The organism is Paraburkholderia sp. SSBN10T (assembly GCF_056619545.1).
On the sequence record NZ_JBWQQI010000018.1, the window covers coordinates 1 to 16,667 of the forward strand.

Here is a 16,667-nt window from a genome sequence, read left to right on the forward strand (position 1 = left end):
CGGGTCTGCCAGGGAAACCAGCGGCCACAAGATTGCCACTGCTAACGAAACTGGGCGTTGCGCAATAAAGATTGGAACTACCCGAAATTTATAGCGTTACCAGTTAAAACAGAGGGAATGACGGTGAACTACCAGGAGGGGAATGTGAGTGGCCTGATCTTTAAGGCAAACGCTAACTAAAAATAGTTAGAATACCTATGGGGTATGCAGAAGGTGTTGTGCCCGACGGCGGGGCGCGAAGCGCAACGCTGGAACGGATGACAGCCTTGTCACCAGGTAGGATGGTGCGAGGGAAGTTCCTCGTGCGGACCACTTCGTGTTGGTCTGAGTGGGGGACACCTACGAGCTAGCGGTTGTCAGCCCGCTTTCTTTTGCCTACTTTTCTTTGCGGCGGCAAAGAAAAGTAGGTGCCGCCCCGCACAGGGGCAACGCGAATAGACCGATAAGAAAGCAAGGAAAGGCCAACGCCATAAGAACAACCACCAAAGCGTCGCGCAGGCAAAAGAAAACCTTACTCCCTACTAGCCAAAGCCCTCCGCCCCTCCCCCTTGTCCCCGGCGGAGCCATTAGGAGAAGAAGGAGAAGAGCTAGCCGTCTGCGAAGCAGAATCACTCCAAACAACAGCATCATTAACGGCATACAACCGACACGGACCGGAACTCTGCTTCTGGCAATTGGCGATAGCCACCGACATCGGATCATCGCCACCCTCAGCCCACGACCAGGCGCCCGAATCGGATACAGCAAAAGCCCGGCTAGGATACTGATGCAAAAAATTCCGATACCCATTGCGCCCAGTTTCATCCAGAAACGGCACCGCGCTCACCGCGTCAACAGCCGCATAGCCGCTAGCCTTGGGCGGCTCCGGATCCGCTACCCGATATTGCACGCCAGTCGGCATCCCAACCCGCGCGAGGAACGCCTCCACAGCCGGCCACCAGACCCGCACGCCATCGCGGTCGCCAACCAGCCGGTGCGCGTCATTCTTGTACGCGCCAAAATCCACCATCTTCGCATTCGCGCCATGCGCCGAATACTCGGCGTACATGCTCGCCACCAGCGGCGCCGACCAGATCGAATCGTTATCGCCGTATAGCCATAGCGAAGGGACGTGCGTCTTTTCCCCGTAAGCGCCAAACGCTTTCGTCAGATTGCCCTGCCAGCCGGTGCACGCATCCTGCCGCAGGCCGCCCGAAAAATTGATCAGCGCCCGGACGCCCGGTGCAGCCCCGACGCCGTAAGCGATCGTCGCCAGGCCGCCGTGCGAGGTGCCCGCCACCACGATGTGCTGTGCGTCCACATACGGCTGCTTCGACATGAATTCGACAGTCGCGGCGACATCGCCCGCCTGGCCCAGGCCGTTACGCTCGACGTCGCAGCCGTCCTGCTCGTACGTGCCGCCCGATTGCGCGAAGCCCTGCCGGTTCGGCGCCACCACCACGTAGCCGCGGCGCACGAATTCGCGCGCAAGCGGCAGCGGGTCGCTGCGCGATTGCTGCCGCGGGTCGCCGGGCATCTTGCCGTGGTTGAAGACGATCATCGGGAAAGGGCCGGGACCGTCCGGCTTGTAGATCGTCGTTTCAAGCGTGATCGTGCCGGCGGCATCCACCGGCACGCGAATGATCTGTTCGTTGAGACTCGCGGGCGGCAGGTAGGTGTCGTCGTCCAGTGCGATTCGCGGGACTTCGGCGCGCGTCAGCGGCCCGGGTTGCGTCTCGGCCAACGGATCGGCGTGCGCGAACGACACGGCACATCCTGCCCATGTACACACCATCGCACCGACCGTCAGAAACTTTCTGCAACCCATTCGCAACACCTACCTTGAAGTACGTCCTTAAAACCTGCATCACCTGCTGTCTTTTGCTATCTGCTAACAGTTGCCTTTCGGCAAGATCCGCGGCAACAAAAAGACACTCACGTACGTGGCGCGCCTGGCGCACGCACGCGGTTCGAGATCGCACGGGATAACCCACCAGCTTGGCCGACGCGACCCCACGCGCCGATGATGAGCCACACACGATGTCACATGAAACTGTCGTCAGAGCGCGAATCGTCAAGGCCCAACACAGCTTCTGCCGCATCTTTGCGGGAAGCTTTCGAGCGCTCCCTCGCAACGTGTCGCTACAAAACCTACAGGCCGATCCTGGCACGACAATTTATCGTTGTGCAATTAAGGAGAACCCGCGACAAAAAAATTCGCAGTGCTCGACACGTCGCATAGGCCGTGGAGGCGCCGCATGCACGCGGCCTAAGGGAAAGAGCGGGAGAAATGACCGATGTGGTAGCCAGCCAACACACAGGGCAGCGCCATTTTGAGGGGCATATGTGAAGGCGCGGTTAATTGCCTGGTTGCCGCGCATGAGCAACGGGCAAGCTCCGCGTAGAACGATTACAGATCGTTACCGCGCGGCGTCGGACGTCGTGGCTTTCAGGTATCGCTGACGTCGCCGTCGACATAACGCCAGCGGCCATCGTCGCCGCGCACGAAGCGGCTTAGCTCGTGCAAACGGTGAGCCCGTCCGCCAACCTTGTAACGTGCGATGAATTCGACTTCGGCGTTTCGTTCGTCTTGCGCGGCAAAGCGCTTGATCTGCAGGCCGAGCCAGCGCGGTGCGTCGGGCGCATCGGGCGCACCGGGGTTGGCGTCGAGATCGGCGGGGCAGGTTTGCGGTGCCCACGTGGCGCGCAAATAGTCGCTCGCGCCGAGCACATAAGCGCTATAGCGCGAGCGCATTAGTTCCAGCGCGCTGGGCGCGGCCTCGCCGCCGTCGATATAACGCCCGCAGCAAAGCGCGAAGCGCGGCGCCTTCGCGCCGCTGCGTTGGTCGGGCGCGGCGCCGCCGCACGGGCATTCGATGGGTCGTTGTGCAGTCAAGGATCGGGCGTTCATTGATTCTTCAGTTCAGACCGCGTGCGATCAGGATTTTCTGGATGTCGCTCGTGCCTTCGTAAATCTGGCACACGCGCACGTCGCGGTAGATCCGCTCGACCGGAAAGTCGCTCAGGTAACCGTAGCCGCCGTGAATCTGCAGCGCTTCCGAGCAGATCCGTTCCGCCGCCTCGGAGGCGAACAGCTTCGCCATCGCGGCTTCGGTGAGGCAGGGCTGGCCGGCATCCTTCAGCGAGGCGGCATGCCAGATCAGTTGCCGTGCGGCTTCCAGTTGGGTCGCCATCTCCGCGAGGCGAAACTGCACCGCCTGGTGCGAGAACAGAGGCTGGCCGAAGCTCTCGCGTTCTTTTGCATAAGCCAGCGCCGCTTCGAATGCCGCGCGCGCCATGCCGACGCTCTGCGCCGCAATGCCGATGCGCCCGCCTTCGAGCCCCGACAGCGCGATCCGGTAGCCTTCGCCTTCTGCTCCGATCAGGTTCGCCGCCGGCACGCGGCAGTCTTCGAAGACGATCTGCGCGGTGTCCGACGAATGCTGGCCGAGCTTGTCTTCGGTGCGCGCGACGATATAGCCGGGTGTGTCGGTGGGCACGATGAATGCGCTGATGCCGCGCTTGCCGGCGGCCTTGTCGGTGACCGCCATCACGATCGCGACGTCGCCGTTCTTGCCGCTCGTGATGAACTGTTTGACGCCGTTCAGCACATAGGCGTCGCCGTCGCGGGTGGCCGTGGTGCGTAGCGCCGAGGCATCGGAGCCCGCCTGGGGTTCGGTCAGGCAAAAGGCGCCGAGCATCTCGCCGCGCGCGAGCGGCGTGAGCCAGTCGCGTTTCTGCGCCTCGTTGCCGTAGCTGAGCAGGATGCTGCACACCGGGCAGTTGTTGACCGAGATCGCGGTCGAGGTGCCGCCGTCTCCCGCGGCGATCTCTTCGAGGATCAGTGCGAGCGCAAGGGCATCGAGCCCGGCGCCGCCGTAAGCCTCCGGCACCAGCACGCCATAGGCGCCGAGTTCGGCGAGCTGGCGGTGCACGTCCTTCGGAAAGATGCGCTCGCGGTCCCACTGCGCGGCATGCGGGGCGACCGCTTCACGCACGAACGTGCGCACCGCGTCGCGTACCATCAGGTGATCCTGGTCAAGCAACATCCTTGCGTCTCCTTACCAGTCGAGCGGCGTACCGTCGTACTGGAAAAAGCGGCCGTTAAACGATTCGTGTGACGCCGCAGCCTGGGCCAGCACCTGGCGCATGCCGGTCACGCTGTGCTCGGGGTCGATGGCCGCCTGCGCGCCGCCCATGTCGGTGCGTACCCAGCCAGGGTGCAGTGCGACGCAGGCCGCGCGCCGCGTCTGCAACGAGGCGATCTTCAGCGCGTCGTTGAGCGCCGCCTTGCTGACGCGATACAGCCACCCGGTGGTGCCGGTCGCCTCGGCGATGCTGCCCATCTTGCTCGACAGCACCGCCAGCACGCCGTTGGCGTCTTCGACGAGCGGCAGCAGGATCGGTATCAGTTGCATCGGACCGCGCACATTGGTCACCATGACTTCGTCGAAGTCCTCGGCGGTGACCGTTTCGACGCTCTCGGTGCGCGGGCCGTAGACGCCCGATACCAGCAAGGCTGCATCGAGCCGCTCGCCGTCGAGCTTCCAGCCTAGTGCGGCAATCTCAGTGGGCACGGTGATGTCGAGCGAAAAGGTTTCCGTGCCGAGTTCTTCGAGTGCCTCCAGCGAGGCGTCGTCGCGCGCGGTGGCCAGCACGCGCCAGCCGGCCTTTTTGTATTGGCGCGCGAACTCACGGCCGATGCCGCGCGACGCACCGACGATCAACGCTGTTTTCATACGTTCCCCTTAAGGTTCAATGCCGCATGTGCCGCTTGTGCCGTGCCCGCTCGCGCAACACGAAGCAGGCAGGGCGCACGCGCGACGCGTTACAGCAGTTCAATCCCCATCGCCGTCGCTTCGCCGCCGCCGATGCACAGCGTGGCCACGCCGCGCTTCAGGCCGCGGTGCTTCAGCGCGCCGATCAGCGTGACCAGAATGCGCGCGCCCGAGGCGCCGATCGGATGGCCGAGTGCGCAGGCGCCGCCGTTCACGTTGACCTTCTCGTGCGGCAGATGGTGCTCTTTCATCGCGGCCATCGTGACCACGGCGAATGCTTCGTTAACCTCGTACAGATCGACTTCGTTCGCACTCCAGCCGTTCTTCTCGAACAGCTTGCGGATCGCGCCGACCGGGGCGGTGGTGAATTTCGCCGGCTCCTGGGCGAACGTCGAATGACCGACCACGCGGGCGAGCGGTTCGACGCGTAACCGCCTGGCGGTCGATTCGCGCATCATCACGAGGGCCGCCGCGCCGTCGGAGATCGACGACGAGTTCGCTGCGGTCACCGTGCCGGTCTTGCTGAAGGCCGGCTTGAGCGTCGCGATCTTCTCGAGATTGGCCTTGAACGGCTGCTCGTCGCGCTCGATGGTCACGTCACCCTTGCGGCTTTCCACCTTGACCGGTGCGATTTCCCACGCGAACGAACCGTCCTCGTTGGCACGTTTGGCGCGCTTGAGCGATTCCACCGCGAAGGCATCCTGTGCTTCACGCGTGAAGTCGAACGACGCGGCGCATTCCTCGGCGAAGCTGCCCATCAGGCGGCCCTTGTCATAGGCGTCTTCGAGGCCGTCGTAGAACATATGGTCGATCACCTGGCCGTGGCCCATGCGCATGCCGCCACGTGCTTTGGGCAGCAGGTACGGCGCGTTGGTCATGCTTTCCATGCCGCCGGCGACGATCACATCCACCGAGCCTGCTGCCAGCATGTCGTGCGCGAACATAGCCGCGCGCATGCCGGAGCCGCACATCTTGTTCACCGTCGTGCTGCCGGTAGACAGCGGCAGGCCCGCGCCGAGCGCCGCCTGGCGGGCCGGGGCCTGGCCGAGGCCGGCGGGCAGCACGCAGCCCATCACCACTTCGTCGATCTGCCCGGGTTCGAGGCCCGCGCGCTTGACGGCCGCCTCGATCGCAATCGCGCCGAGTTGCGGCGCGCTCAGCGTCGCGAAGTCGCCCTGGAACGCAGCCATCGGCGTACGGGCGACGGAAACGATCACAATCGGATCGGCCTGGTTGTCACGCTTCGTCTCACTCATGTTTTAGCTCCTTGATGACACCTTCGACGATGGCCGGCACATCGCCGAGCCTGGCCGCGTCCGCCGCGACCACGTCGTTGTCTGCCTGATGCGCGCCGCCCGCCGACACGGCGGCGACACACTTCAAATATGTTTCATTCAGCTCGCCCGGCGCGCCGATCATCATGCCCAGGTTGCGCATCTTGCCGTCGTGCACGCCATACGCCCAGCCATGCACGGTCAGTTCCTGGCCGCGCGCCCAGGCGTCGTTGACGATGGTGGTGCGGCATACGTTGACGACCTGTTCGATCGTGTTCAGCTCTACGAGACGCCGGTGGCGCGCTTCGCCGAGCGGCCACTCTTCGAGCAGCGCCGCGTGCTTGGTGCGCACGTCCTGCACGTGATGCAGCCAGTTGTCCGCGAGACCCACGCGCCGGCCGTGCAGCGCGGCGGCCACGCCCGAACAGCCGTAGTGGCCGACCACCATGATGTGCTTGACCTTCAGCAGGTCGACGGCGAACTGGATCACCGACAGGCAGTTCAGATCGGTGTGCACGACGACGTTGGCGATGTTTCTGTGCACGAAGACTTCGCCCGGCGGCAGGCCGATGATCTGGTTGGCCGGTACGCGCGAATCCGAGCAGCCGATCCACAGGTACTCGGGCGTCTGCTGATCGGCGAGGCGCGAGAAATACTCGGGGTCCTCGGACAGTTTGCGGGCCACCCACTTGTCGTTGTTGTCGAACAGATGGGCGAGCGGGTTGGTCGGAGCAGAAGCGTTTGCGTTCATGATGAGTCGGGTCGGTTACTGGAGAGCGAAACGCTCCGGGTAGCGGATGCAGAAGCGCGCACCGCTGTCATAGGGAAAGAAGTCGGGCAGTTCGCCTTTCAGTAAGTGATCCTTATGCCGTTGCCACAGCGCGGGATCGAAGAAGTCTGCGTGGTGCGCCATGAAGGCGCGGCGCACGCGCGGGTCGCCGAGCAGAAAGGTGCCGTAGGTTTCCGGAAAGATGTCATGCGGGCCAACCGAATACCACGGCTCGCCCGACAACTCGTCTTCCTCGTTGCGCGGCGGCGGCACGGCGCGCACGTTGCAATCGGTCAGATATTCGATTTCATCGTAGTCGTAGAACACGACGCGGCCGTGACGCGTCACGCCGAAGTTCTTGTACAGCATGTCGCCGGGGAAGATGTTCGCCTGCATCAGTTCCTTCACCGCATCGCCGTATTCGCGGATGCCGTGCTCGACGTCCTCGTCGCTGCCGTTTTGCAGGTAGAGATTCAACGGCACCATGCGGCGTTCGATATACAGATGACGGATCACGAGGTTGTCGCCCTCGTATTCGATCATCGAAGGCACTTCCTTTTCGAGCTCGCGCAGCAACGCTTCATCGAGGCGCGACAAGGGCAGCGCCACGCTCGAATATTCGAGCGTGTCGGCCATGCGCCCGAGCCGGTCGTGCCGCTTGACGAGCTGATACTTGCCCTGGATCAGCTCGCGGGTGGTTTCCTTCGGCGGCGGGAAGTTGTCCTTGATCAGCTTGAACACGTACGGGAACGACGGCAGCGTGAACACCAGCATCACCAGCCCCTTGATGCCGGGCGCGACGATGAACTGATCGCTCGAATGCGACAGGTGGTGCAGCAGATCGCGATAGAACAGGTTCTTGCCCTGCTTCTGCAAGCCGACCGAGGTATAGATTTCCGCCTTCGGCTTGCCCTGCATGATGGTGCCGAGAAATTCGACGTAGGCGGACGGCACTTCCATGTCCACCAGAAAGTACGAGTGCGAGAAGCTGAAGATGATCAGCAACTGGTCGCGCTTGAGCAGCACGGTATCGAGCGCGAGCAGGCCGGGCTTCACGTGGCGCAGCGGCACCGCGAACGGCAGCAGCGCATCGCCGTTGATGATCCGTCCGACGATATAGGCCGACTTGTTGCGGTAAAACAGCGACGACAGCACATGAATCTGGAAATTGACGGCCTCGTCGAAGGTGCCGAACGCGTCGTGAATGGCCTGCATCACGCAGCCGACATCGCGCTGCAGATCCTCGAACGGCGGCTCGAGCTGGAAGTTCGTGACGATCCGCTCGAGCGTTGCGGCGAGGCCGTCCTTGCCCGGATAGTACGCGCGGTAGGTCGGCTTGGCAGCGGGCTCGTCGTTCTCGATGTATTCGGTCGAGATGGCGGGGCGCACGAAGATGAAGTCGTTGTTGAAGTACGAGCGGTGCAGGATCTTGCAACACACGGAATTGAAGAACGTCTCCGCGCACTCGGGCTGCCGGTGCGTGGTCAGGAGGCCAATGTAGTGCAGCTTGATCTGCTGCCAGACCTCGTCGTCGATATTCTCCGCATCGTATTCGTCTTCGAGCAGTTCGACGCATTCCTCGACCCGTTCGTCATACGAAGTAATGCGCTCCCGCGCGAGCCGTTGCAGGCCATGCCAGTCGGCGGCTTCGAACAGGGCTTTCGCGCGGATCGCGGCGTCGCGGAAAATCCGGTAGTGCCGGTCGAAGCCTTCGAGCATCGTCTGCGCGAGGTCGAAACCGATTTGCGACGACAGCAGTTTGGGAAAGTGATTCATCTCGAGCGCATATCCGACACCAGCCCATGCGGCTCGCGTGCGCCGCTTTCGAGCAGCGCGCGTGCCTGGGCTTCGTATTGCGCGAGGTCTTCGAGCGTCGCGTTCAGGTCTTCAAGCTGACGCTCCAGCACTTCGCGATGCCGTGTCACGGTATCCAGGAAGGCATGCAACTGCGGCACCGTATCGGTCGGCGATTCGTACAGATCGAGCAGGCCGCGGATTTCCGACAGCGTGAAGCCCAGCCGCTTGCCGCGCAGCGTCAGCTTCAGGCGCGTGCGGTCGCGGCCCGAATAGACGCGCCGCAGTCCGCTCGACCCTTCGCGACTCGGCGAGAGTAAACCCTGGTCTTCGTAGAAGCGAATTGCTCGCGGCGTGACGTCGAATTCACGCGCGAGCTCGGTGATGGTGTATTGCGTGTTCATTGGGACGTCCCGTGGCCGGGCAGAAAAGCAGATTGGACGATAGAATCAACGTTTACGTTATCGTCAACTTGAGTAAAGCGCAACCCGGGCACGCGGCGGCGAAGTCGCGATGGTTGCCGCCTGGCCGCTGGAGGAAGACACCCACAATGAATGCTCTCGAACACCAACTCGACTACCCCTTCAAGGACACCTTGCCGGAACCCGGCCATGCGTTCGAGGTGACGCCTGGCGTGTTCTGGCTGCGCATGCCGCTGCCGTTTGCGCTGGACCATATCAACCTGTGGCTGCTGCGCGACGAGATCGACGGCGAGAAGGGCTGGACCGTGGTCGATTGCGGCATCACCTCGGACACCATCAAGGCGAACTGGGAGCAGGTGTTCGATACGGTGCTCGACGGCCTGCCGGTGCTGCGCGTGATCGTCACGCATTGTCATCCCGATCACGTGGGGCTTGCGCACTGGATCTGCGCGGGTGGCGAGAAGCAACGCTGGAACGTGCGCTTGTGGATGACGCTTGGCGAATATCTGCAGGCGAGGGTGATGGCGGCGGGCGACGGCTCGAATGCGGGAGGCGCGGGCGCCGCGCGTCACTTCGCGCGCCACGGCCTGACCGATGAAGCGTCGCTCGATAAACTGCGCAATCGCACCAGCTATTACTCGAGTCTGGTGCCGGCGGTGCCGGGCCAGTATCGGCGCATGCGTGAAGGCCAGGGCATCGCGATCGGCGGCAAGACGTGGCGCGTCGTGACCGGCTTCGGTCACTCGCCGGAGCACTGCGCGCTGCACAACGAAGCGGACGGGGTGCTGATTTCAGGCGACATGGTGTTGCCGCGGATCTCCACCAATGTCTCGGTGTTCGACATGGAGCCGGAAGGCAACCCGCTCGCGCTGTATCTGGAATCGCTTGGCCGCTATGAAACGATGGCGCAGGAGACGCTGTTGCTGCCGTCACACGGCAAGCCGTTTCGCGGCGTGCGAACCCGTATCGGGCAACTACGTGAGCACCACGATGCGCGGCTCGCCGAAGTGCGCGAAGCCTGCGCCGAGAAGCCGCGCAGCGCGGCGGATATCGTGCCGATGATGTTCAGGCGGCCACTCGATATCCACCAGATGACGTTTGCGATGGGCGAGGCGCTCGCGCACTTGCATCTGCTATGGCTTGCGGGCGAGTTGAAGCGCACGCAGGATGCGGATGGGGTGATCCGCTTTGCAGATCATCTATCGATCCGCTAGCTTTCCCGCCACCGTGCGAACCATCACTGCGCCGAGAATCATGAATCCGGCGACTGCGTACAGTCCGATACGATTGTCGTGGGTGGTCACATTCAGCCACCCCACCATATAGGGCGATACGAAGCCGGCGAGGTTGCCGACGCAGTTGATGCCTGCAATACCCACGGCAGCCGACGTTCCCGCGAGGAAGGCGGAGGGAATGCCCCAGAATAGCGAGAGGGCCGACAGGATGCCCGCGGCCGCCACGCACAGCGCAATGACGGCGAGCGCCGGCTGATGTCCCACGTACCCGCTCGCGGCCAGTCCGACGGCGCCGAGGACGAGCGCTACGGAAAAGTGCATGCGCCGGGAACGGAAACGGTCCGCGCTGATGCCGGTGAAGATGATCACCGGAATCGCGACGAGGTAAGGCACCGCCGAGAGCCAGCCGATCGTGCTGATGTCGCTGAGCCCGGCATCCTTGATGATCGAAGGCAACCAGAAGCTGATGCCATAGAGACCGATGATCTGGCAAAAGTACACCGCGCAAAGCTTCCAGATATTGCGGTCGGAGAGAAACGCGCGCGCGTTGGGATGCGTGGTTTTGGCGGCGTCTTCCTGCTCGATCGCGTGGGTGACGGCCTTTTTCTCTGCATCGGTGAGCCATTTTGCTTGCGCGGGCCGGTCCACCATCAGGACGAGGACGGCCAGTCCAGCCAGCAACGCCGGCACCGCTTCGATCAAAAAGAGCCACTGCCATGCCGCCATCGTCGCGGAATGAGCGAAGGCGCTCATCACCCAGCCGGACAGCGGACCGCCGACCACGCCCGCCAGCGGGATCGCAATGTAGTACACGCCCAGCGCGAAGCCGCGTTTTTTCGCTGGAAACCAGTAGGTCAGATACAGCATGATGCCCGGCGAGAAACCCGCTTCGGCCACGCCGAGGAAGAACCGCACGATATAGAACTGCATCGGCGTCCTGACGAACAGCGTCAGCGCCGATACCACCGCCCAGCTGATCATGATGCGCGCAATCCAGCGGCGCGCGCCGACCCGATGCAAGATCAGATTGCTCGGCACTTCGAAGATGAAATAGCCGATGAAGAAAATCCCGGCGCCGAAGCCATAGACCGCATCGCTAAAATGCAGGTCCGAGAGCATCTGCAGTTTCGCAAAGCCGACGTTCACGCGGTCGAGATAAGCGCAGAGGTAGCACACCACGATGAACGGCATGATGCGCCAGGTGATCTTCCGGTATACATCGGTGCGCGCGGACGGCGCGACCAGCAGGGTTTCGCTGAATTGACTCATGTCTCCTCCGTCGCCCTTTGCTGGGCGTTCTAGAGATGGTTCGCTCGCCACATCCGACGGTGCGGCGAGTCAGTTCGGTTCGCGCCGGCAGCTCAGGACGCGAGCTTCTGCCCCAACACTTCGATGCCGAATTCTTCGCGGAAGAGGGCTTCCATGTCTCTGCGCACGCGCACGGATTCCTTGTTCGCGTCGAATGCGACATCGCTCCATCGCACTGGCTGACCTGCCGCCACCGGCCGTTGCAGGACCATGTTATGAGCGAGGCCGATAGGCAGCGCGCCGTAAAGCAGGGAGTCGGCCGCGGGCATCAGCTTGCCGTACACCGTATGACCGCCCTCGCCGTCCAGACGCTCGCCGGCGCGCAGGTCGCGCTTGGCCGTTGCCGCTACGTCGCCGCGAAAGCCCGAGGTGGCGCCGGTCGCCTCACCGCGCACCGCGATGCTGGCGATCGAGAGACCCAGTTCCAGGCCGATCAGATGGTACGGCTTGTACATCGCGGCGAAGCGGCCGCTACTGTCGGTCTTCAGTCCGTACTGCGAAAAGCAGTCGCGCACATAGTCGGTTGGTGCTTCGAATACCGCGTAGACACCCCAGCGCAAGTCGCGGAACACGGGACGGCCATCCCGCTCGAGCGACGACACGACTTCGACGCTGCCGCGATGAGGCAGGATGCCGCCATCGCCAGCGGGGCGCAGGATGTTCGGCAGATCGTCCACGCCACAGGGCGGAAACGCGAGTCCGTCGGCTGGCGGGCGCAGGTCGCAGGCGTTGGACACCGCTGCCATTTCCAGCGCGGACTTCGTGCCGTCGAGGAACGAGTTGAACATTTGCGCGTTGAAGTCGCCGGAGCCGACCTGCTCCTCGCTGAAACCGTAGTAGCCCCAAACCGTATCGGGTGTCGACTGATGATAGACGGGCAGATACTTGGTGCCCTTGCCGGCACAGATCACTTCGAAGCCCGTGGTACGGGCCCAGTCGACGAGTTCGGCGATGAGCGCCGGCTGGTCGCCCGAGGCCATCGAATAGATGATGCCCGCTTCGGCTGCGCGACGGGCCAGCAGCGGTCCGGCCAACACATCCGCTTCCACGTTGACCATCACGATGTGCTTGCGGTGCTTGCAGCACAAGAGCGCGTGATGGATGCCGGCGGCTGGACTGCCCGTGGCGTCGATCACGATGTCGACGTTGTCGCTTGCGATCATGGCATCTGCGTCGTCGGTGACGAAGGTCGAGCCGTTGCGCAGCGCTTCGCTCCACGAACCCGCCGCATAGCGTTCGGCTTCCCATCCCACCCGTTGCAACGCCGCCCGGGCCCGCTCCGGCGAGAGGTCCGCGACGCCCACCAGATGGATGCCCGGCGTGCGTGGCGCCTGCGACAGGTACATCGAGCCGAACTTGCCGGCCCCGATCAAGCCGACCCTGACGGGCTTGCCGGCCTCGGCGCGGGCCTTGAGTTTCGCAATGAGCGACATGCTGTCTCCTTACTTTTACTGATGGGATAGGTGTGGCGCGGCGCTCCCGCCTGCGCTATCGGAGCGGCTCGCGGACGATCGCGAGAGGGCTTGCGATCAAAGATAGCAGCTTGCTTTTTGCAATAGAATGGGTAAATAGACAACTGACCTGTGCAAAAATCCACATGCGAGGATTCGACTGGGACGACGTGCAAGCTTTTCTTGCCATCGCGAGGGCGGGCCGGCTGACCGTGGCCGCGCAGCAAATGGGCGTGGATCATTCCACCCTGAGCAGGCGGATTGGCGCGCTTGAAGCGAGCCTGGGCACACGCCTGTTCGAGCGGCGCTCGGTGGGCTTCATCCTTACGCCGGAAGGCGAGCGGCTGGTCGCAGATGCGGAAGCCATGGAGAGCCTCGCGTTACGCATGCGCTCGCAGCTCGACGATGCGTCGGCCGGCTTGACTGGAACAGTCCGGGTGGGGACGCCCGAAGGTTTCGGAACTTACTTTCTCGCGCCGCGTATTGCGAAGGTGTCGGCGGCGCATCCGGAGCTGGAAATCGAGCTGGTTGCCAATCCGCGCATGTTCAGCCTGTCCAAACGCGAGGCCGATCTGGCTGTCAGCATGGCGCGGCCTACTCAGGGGCGCGTCTACGCGAACAAATTGACGGACTATTCGCTTGGCATCTATGCCACGCGCGCTTACCTGGATGCCCGGCCACCGATTCGCCAGAAGAGCGACCTGGGGCGGCATCATTGGATCGGTTACGTGGAGGATCTGATGTGGACGGCGGAGCTTGATTATCTGCCGCAGATTGCCTCGGCGCTGGTGCCCCGCGTGCGCATTTCCAATGTGATCAGTCAGATGGCCGCTGTGGCAGGCGGGGCAGGGCTCGGCGTGCTGCCCTGTTTCATGGCCCGGACAGAGAGCACACTGGTGCGTGTGCTCCCTGACGAGATCGCGCTAACGCGCTCCTACTGGCTTGTTTCGCACGCCGATACGAGAGACGTGGCGCGGGTCAAACTGCTGGCTGATTTTATCCGCGCTGAATCGGACAGTTCTGCTTCCTTCTGGATGGCTTAGCAGCGTCTACTGCACCGCCACCGTCGCAAAGTTCTGTCGTCCGAACGGACTCACGTGATACCCGCTGACATCGGCGCGCGTGATCGCCGTTGCGGTCGGATACCCAAGTGGAATCCACAGCGCCTGGTCGTGGATGATCTGCTGCGCCGCTTCATACGCTTTGGCGCGCTTGGCCTGATCCGGCGTGGCTTTGCCCTCGGCGATCAGCTTGTCGAGATCGGCGTCGCAAAAGCGCGCGAAGTTGATGCCCGACTTCACCGCATTGCAGCTAAACAGCGGCGACAGGAAGTTGTCCGGGTCGCCGTTGTCGCCGGCCCAGCCCATGAACAGCGAGTCGTGCTGACCCTGCTTGGCTTCCTTGATCAGCTCGCCCCATTCGATCACCTTGACGTCGGCCTTCACGCCGATCTTCGCAAAGTCGGCCTGCAGCAGTTCGGCGCCGGCCTTCGGATTCGGGTTGAGCACGCTGCCGGTCGGCCGCACCCAGATGGTGGTCGAGAAACCGTTCGGAAAGCCCGCCTCGGTGAGCAGGTTCTTCGCCTTCACAGGATCGTACGGCCATGCCTTGACCGACTTGTCATAGCTCCACGTGTTCGGCGGGAATGGATTCACAGCCGGGGTCGCCGTGTTGTCGAACACGGTCTTCAGATAGGTGCCGCGGTCGAACGCCATGTTCAGCGCGGCGCGCACCTTCTGGTTGTCGAACGGCTTTTTCTCCGTGTTCAGCGCGACGAACGCGGTCATGAAGGCGGGCGTCTGCACCACGGCGAGCGACTTGTCGGTCTTGGCGTCGGCCACATCCTGGGGCTTCGGCGACAGCGCGATCTGACATTCGCCCGCCTTGACCTTCTGCGCCCGCACCGTAGAGTCCGGCGTGATCGCGTAGATCAGGCGGTCGATCTTCGGCTTGGGCCCCCAGTACGACGGGTTCACGTCATAACGAATCACCGCGTCCTTGGTGTAGCTCTTCAGCACGAACGGCCCGGTGCCGATCGGCCTGGCGTTCAGGTCCAACTGCTTGCCCGCCTTGAGCAACTGGTCGGCGTATTCGGACGAGTAGATCGAGGCGAAGCCCATGCTCAGGATCGAGACGAAGGTCGCGTCCGGCTGGTTCAGCTCGAATTTCACCGTGTTGTCGTCGACCTTCGAGACCGACTTGATCAGCTTCGGCAGTCCCATCGATTGCGCATGCGGGAAACCGCTCGCCCCCGTCACCTTGTGCCACGGGTTGCTGTCGTCGAGCATCCGGCTGAACGTGAACACGACGTCGTCGGCGGTCAGCGGCCGGGTGGGCTTGAAGTAGTCGGTGGTCTGGAACTGCACGTTAGGACGCAGATGGAACGTATAGGTGAGGCCGTCGGCGCTCACGTCCCAGCTTTGCGCGAGAGCCGGTACCACCTTCTTCGCGGCCTCGTCGTACGAGACCAGCGAGTTGAAAATCACATCGGCCGACGCGTTGGTCGTGACAAGCGAATTGAACTGGACGACATCGAAACCATCGGGGCTCGCCTCCGTACACACGGTCAGCGGTTTGGCGAGCGCAAGCGCAGGCGCTCCGACGAGCAGGGCGGCAATTACGGTGACGGGCAGTTTGAAGCGCATACGCATTGGATCTCCTAACAGGCGCGGTCAGGCAAGCGGCCCACCGACTTTATTGTGATACGTTTCCGGCGCTGGCGCAGTGCGTGGCTGCGCGATCCCGCCTCGGCGAAAGCTTATCGAAGGGTGGTTGTGCCGACAACGAACGAATCGGCATATCCATATGGACGCACCCGAGCGGCCTCAACGCGTGGAGGCAGTGGAAGCATACCGCGCCAAATAAGCCACGCCTTCGATCGCGCGCGATCCGTACCACGATACCTGTTCGCCATCGATCAGCGCAATGCGCTTGCCGGCGAGGCGCGGATCGCCGGCAAGCGCGCTGCGATGGGCCTCGGTGAAGCGATAAGGCTCGCTCGACAGCAGCACGTGCTCGACCTCGGCCAGCCAGGGTGCGTCGAAGTCGAACGTGGGGTAGCGCGCCGCGCCTGCCGGGCCGCCGTGCACGGCGGGCAGCGTGTGCCAGTTCACGAGGCGCAGCATGGCGGAGATATAGGTGTCGCGGGCGACCGTCATCCACGGTTTGCGCCAGATCAGGTAGAGCACATTTGCCGCGGGCCACGCTTGGGCGGCGGTTTCGGCCTTGCTGAGGCTCGCTTCGAGTGCAGCGGACAGGCGCTGGGCCGCTTCGCCACGCTCGAAGATCGAGCCGAGCAGGGCGTAGAGGGCGAGATTGTCGCGCGGCGTCTGCGGATGGGTGACGACGATATGCGGAACGAATAGACGCAGCCGATCGACGGTATCGCGCTCGTTTTCGTCGATATTCACGATCACATGGGTGGGCCGCAGCGCGCGAATCGCCTCGAGGTTGACGGTCTTGGTGCCGCCGACCTTCGCCACATGGCGCACGCGTTCGCGCGGATGCACGCAAAAACCGGTGCGGCCGACGATCTGCCGATCCAGTCCTAGCGCAAACAGAAGTTCGGTGATGCTCGGCACGAGCGAGACGATGCGCGCCTGCGCGCCGGCGGTTTCGTGCGCGACACCGGCAGCATCGAGCGCACTCGCATTCATG

14 protein-coding genes are annotated in these 16,667 nt (G+C 63.2%); 2 read left to right on the forward strand and 12 right to left on the reverse strand.

Annotation, left to right across the window (positions count from 1 at the left end; all coding sequences use genetic code 11):
* Positions 1-511: 511 nt before the first annotated feature.
* The 8 genes from AC1ECK_RS24840 to AC1ECK_RS24875 all read right to left on the reverse strand — a co-directional run bounded on the left by AC1ECK_RS24840 (position 512) and on the right by AC1ECK_RS24875 (position 8,998).
* Entirely contained in the window at positions 512-1,807 is a 1,296-nt protein-coding gene (locus AC1ECK_RS24840; protein WP_480323806.1) for a dienelactone hydrolase family protein, read from the reverse strand.
* A gap of 621 nt (positions 1,808-2,428) precedes the next feature.
* Positions 2,429-2,890, reverse strand: coding sequence for a YchJ family protein (locus AC1ECK_RS24845; RefSeq protein ID WP_480323808.1), 462 nt, complete (start codon positions 2,888-2,890; stop codon positions 2,429-2,431).
* A 7-nt stretch (positions 2,891-2,897) separates the two neighbouring features.
* Complete coding sequence (locus AC1ECK_RS24850) at positions 2,898-4,028, reverse strand: acyl-CoA dehydrogenase family protein (protein ID WP_480323810.1); 1,131 nt, start codon at positions 4,026-4,028, stop codon at positions 2,898-2,900.
* A gap of 12 nt (positions 4,029-4,040) precedes the next feature.
* The gene (locus AC1ECK_RS24855; protein ID WP_480323812.1) at positions 4,041-4,718 is read right to left on the reverse strand and encodes an SDR family oxidoreductase; all 678 of its coding nucleotides are present in this window, start codon (positions 4,716-4,718) and stop codon (positions 4,041-4,043) included.
* A gap of 89 nt (positions 4,719-4,807) precedes the next feature.
* Positions 4,808-6,013 (reverse strand): acetyl-CoA C-acetyltransferase, encoded by a 1,206-nt coding sequence (locus AC1ECK_RS24860; protein ID WP_480323814.1) that lies wholly within the window; start codon positions 6,011-6,013, stop codon positions 4,808-4,810.
* Positions 6,006-6,782, reverse strand: a complete 777-nt coding sequence (can, locus tag AC1ECK_RS24865; RefSeq protein WP_480323816.1) for a carbonate dehydratase — start codon at positions 6,780-6,782, stop codon at positions 6,006-6,008. The genes AC1ECK_RS24860 and can overlap by 8 nt, the downstream gene beginning before the upstream one ends.
* Before the next feature lie 15 nt (positions 6,783-6,797).
* On the reverse strand, positions 6,798-8,576 hold the full coding sequence (gene aceK / locus AC1ECK_RS24870; protein ID WP_480323818.1) for a bifunctional isocitrate dehydrogenase kinase/phosphatase: 1,779 nt from the start codon (positions 8,574-8,576) through the stop codon (positions 6,798-6,800).
* Positions 8,573-8,998 (reverse strand): MerR family transcriptional regulator, encoded by a 426-nt coding sequence (locus AC1ECK_RS24875; protein WP_480323820.1) that lies wholly within the window; start codon positions 8,996-8,998, stop codon positions 8,573-8,575. The genes aceK and AC1ECK_RS24875 overlap by 4 nt, the downstream gene beginning before the upstream one ends.
* 146 nt (positions 8,999-9,144) lie before the next feature.
* On the opposite strand from AC1ECK_RS24875, the gene AC1ECK_RS24880 reads away from it, so the two are divergent.
* The gene (locus AC1ECK_RS24880; RefSeq protein ID WP_480323822.1) at positions 9,145-10,230 is read left to right on the forward strand and encodes an MBL fold metallo-hydrolase; all 1,086 of its coding nucleotides are present in this window, start codon (positions 9,145-9,147) and stop codon (positions 10,228-10,230) included.
* Here the strand turns inward: AC1ECK_RS24880 and AC1ECK_RS24885 are convergent.
* Together AC1ECK_RS24885 and AC1ECK_RS24890 are read right to left on the reverse strand one after the other, a co-directional pair.
* A complete protein-coding gene (locus tag AC1ECK_RS24885) occupies positions 10,216-11,520 on the reverse strand; it encodes an MFS transporter (protein ID WP_480323824.1) in 1,305 nt (434 codons plus the stop codon). The two genes, AC1ECK_RS24880 and AC1ECK_RS24885, sit on opposite strands and share 15 nt — an antisense overlap.
* Before the next feature lie 92 nt (positions 11,521-11,612).
* Positions 11,613-12,992 carry an NAD(P)H-dependent oxidoreductase gene (locus tag AC1ECK_RS24890; protein ID WP_480323826.1) on the reverse strand — a complete coding sequence of 460 codons (1,380 nt, stop codon included), beginning with the start codon at positions 12,990-12,992 and terminating at the stop codon, positions 11,613-11,615.
* A 164-nt stretch (positions 12,993-13,156) separates the two neighbouring features.
* Between AC1ECK_RS24890 and AC1ECK_RS24895 the strand changes: the two genes are divergently transcribed.
* Positions 13,157-14,053, forward strand: coding sequence for a LysR family transcriptional regulator (locus AC1ECK_RS24895; protein WP_480323828.1), 897 nt, complete (start codon positions 13,157-13,159; stop codon positions 14,051-14,053).
* Between the two features lie 6 nt (positions 14,054-14,059).
* On the opposite strand, the gene AC1ECK_RS24900 is transcribed toward AC1ECK_RS24895, so the two are convergent.
* Together AC1ECK_RS24900 and AC1ECK_RS24905 are read right to left on the reverse strand one after the other, a co-directional pair.
* On the reverse strand, positions 14,060-15,655 hold the full coding sequence (locus tag AC1ECK_RS24900) for an ABC transporter substrate-binding protein (RefSeq protein ID WP_480323830.1): 1,596 nt from the start codon (positions 15,653-15,655) through the stop codon (positions 14,060-14,062).
* A 180-nt stretch (positions 15,656-15,835) separates the two neighbouring features.
* Entirely contained in the window at positions 15,836-16,666 is an 831-nt protein-coding gene (locus AC1ECK_RS24905; protein ID WP_480323833.1) for a cobalamin-binding protein, read from the reverse strand.
* Position 16,667 lies beyond the last annotated feature (1 nt).

Bases quoted from the DNA above. Each gene is read 5' to 3' on its own strand.
- AC1ECK_RS24840 (WP_480323806.1), bottom strand. From the start codon at position 1,807: ATGGGTTGCAGAAAGTTTCTGACGGTCGGTGCGATGGTGTGTACATGG.
- AC1ECK_RS24845 (WP_480323808.1), bottom strand. From the start codon at position 2,890: ATGAACGCCCGATCCTTGACTGCACAACGACCCATCGAATGCCCGTGC.
- AC1ECK_RS24850 (WP_480323810.1), bottom strand. From the start codon at position 4,028: ATGTTGCTTGACCAGGATCACCTGATGGTACGCGACGCGGTGCGCACG.
- AC1ECK_RS24855 (WP_480323812.1), bottom strand. From the start codon at position 4,718: ATGAAAACAGCGTTGATCGTCGGTGCGTCGCGCGGCATCGGCCGTGAG.
- AC1ECK_RS24860 (WP_480323814.1), bottom strand. From the start codon at position 6,013: ATGAGTGAGACGAAGCGTGACAACCAGGCCGATCCGATTGTGATCGTT.
- can (WP_480323816.1), bottom strand. From the start codon at position 6,782: ATGAACGCAAACGCTTCTGCTCCGACCAACCCGCTCGCCCATCTGTTC.
- aceK (WP_480323818.1), bottom strand. From the start codon at position 8,576: ATGAATCACTTTCCCAAACTGCTGTCGTCGCAAATCGGTTTCGACCTC.
- AC1ECK_RS24875 (WP_480323820.1), bottom strand. From the start codon at position 8,998: ATGAACACGCAATACACCATCACCGAGCTCGCGCGTGAATTCGACGTC.
- AC1ECK_RS24880 (WP_480323822.1), top strand. From the start codon at position 9,145: ATGAATGCTCTCGAACACCAACTCGACTACCCCTTCAAGGACACCTTG.
- AC1ECK_RS24885 (WP_480323824.1), bottom strand. From the start codon at position 11,520: ATGAGTCAATTCAGCGAAACCCTGCTGGTCGCGCCGTCCGCGCGCACC.
- AC1ECK_RS24890 (WP_480323826.1), bottom strand. From the start codon at position 12,992: ATGTCGCTCATTGCGAAACTCAAGGCCCGCGCCGAGGCCGGCAAGCCC.
- AC1ECK_RS24895 (WP_480323828.1), top strand. From the start codon at position 13,157: ATGCGAGGATTCGACTGGGACGACGTGCAAGCTTTTCTTGCCATCGCG.
- AC1ECK_RS24900 (WP_480323830.1), bottom strand. From the start codon at position 15,655: ATGCGCTTCAAACTGCCCGTCACCGTAATTGCCGCCCTGCTCGTCGGA.
- AC1ECK_RS24905 (WP_480323833.1), bottom strand. From the start codon at position 16,666: ATGAATGCGAGTGCGCTCGATGCTGCCGGTGTCGCGCACGAAACCGCC.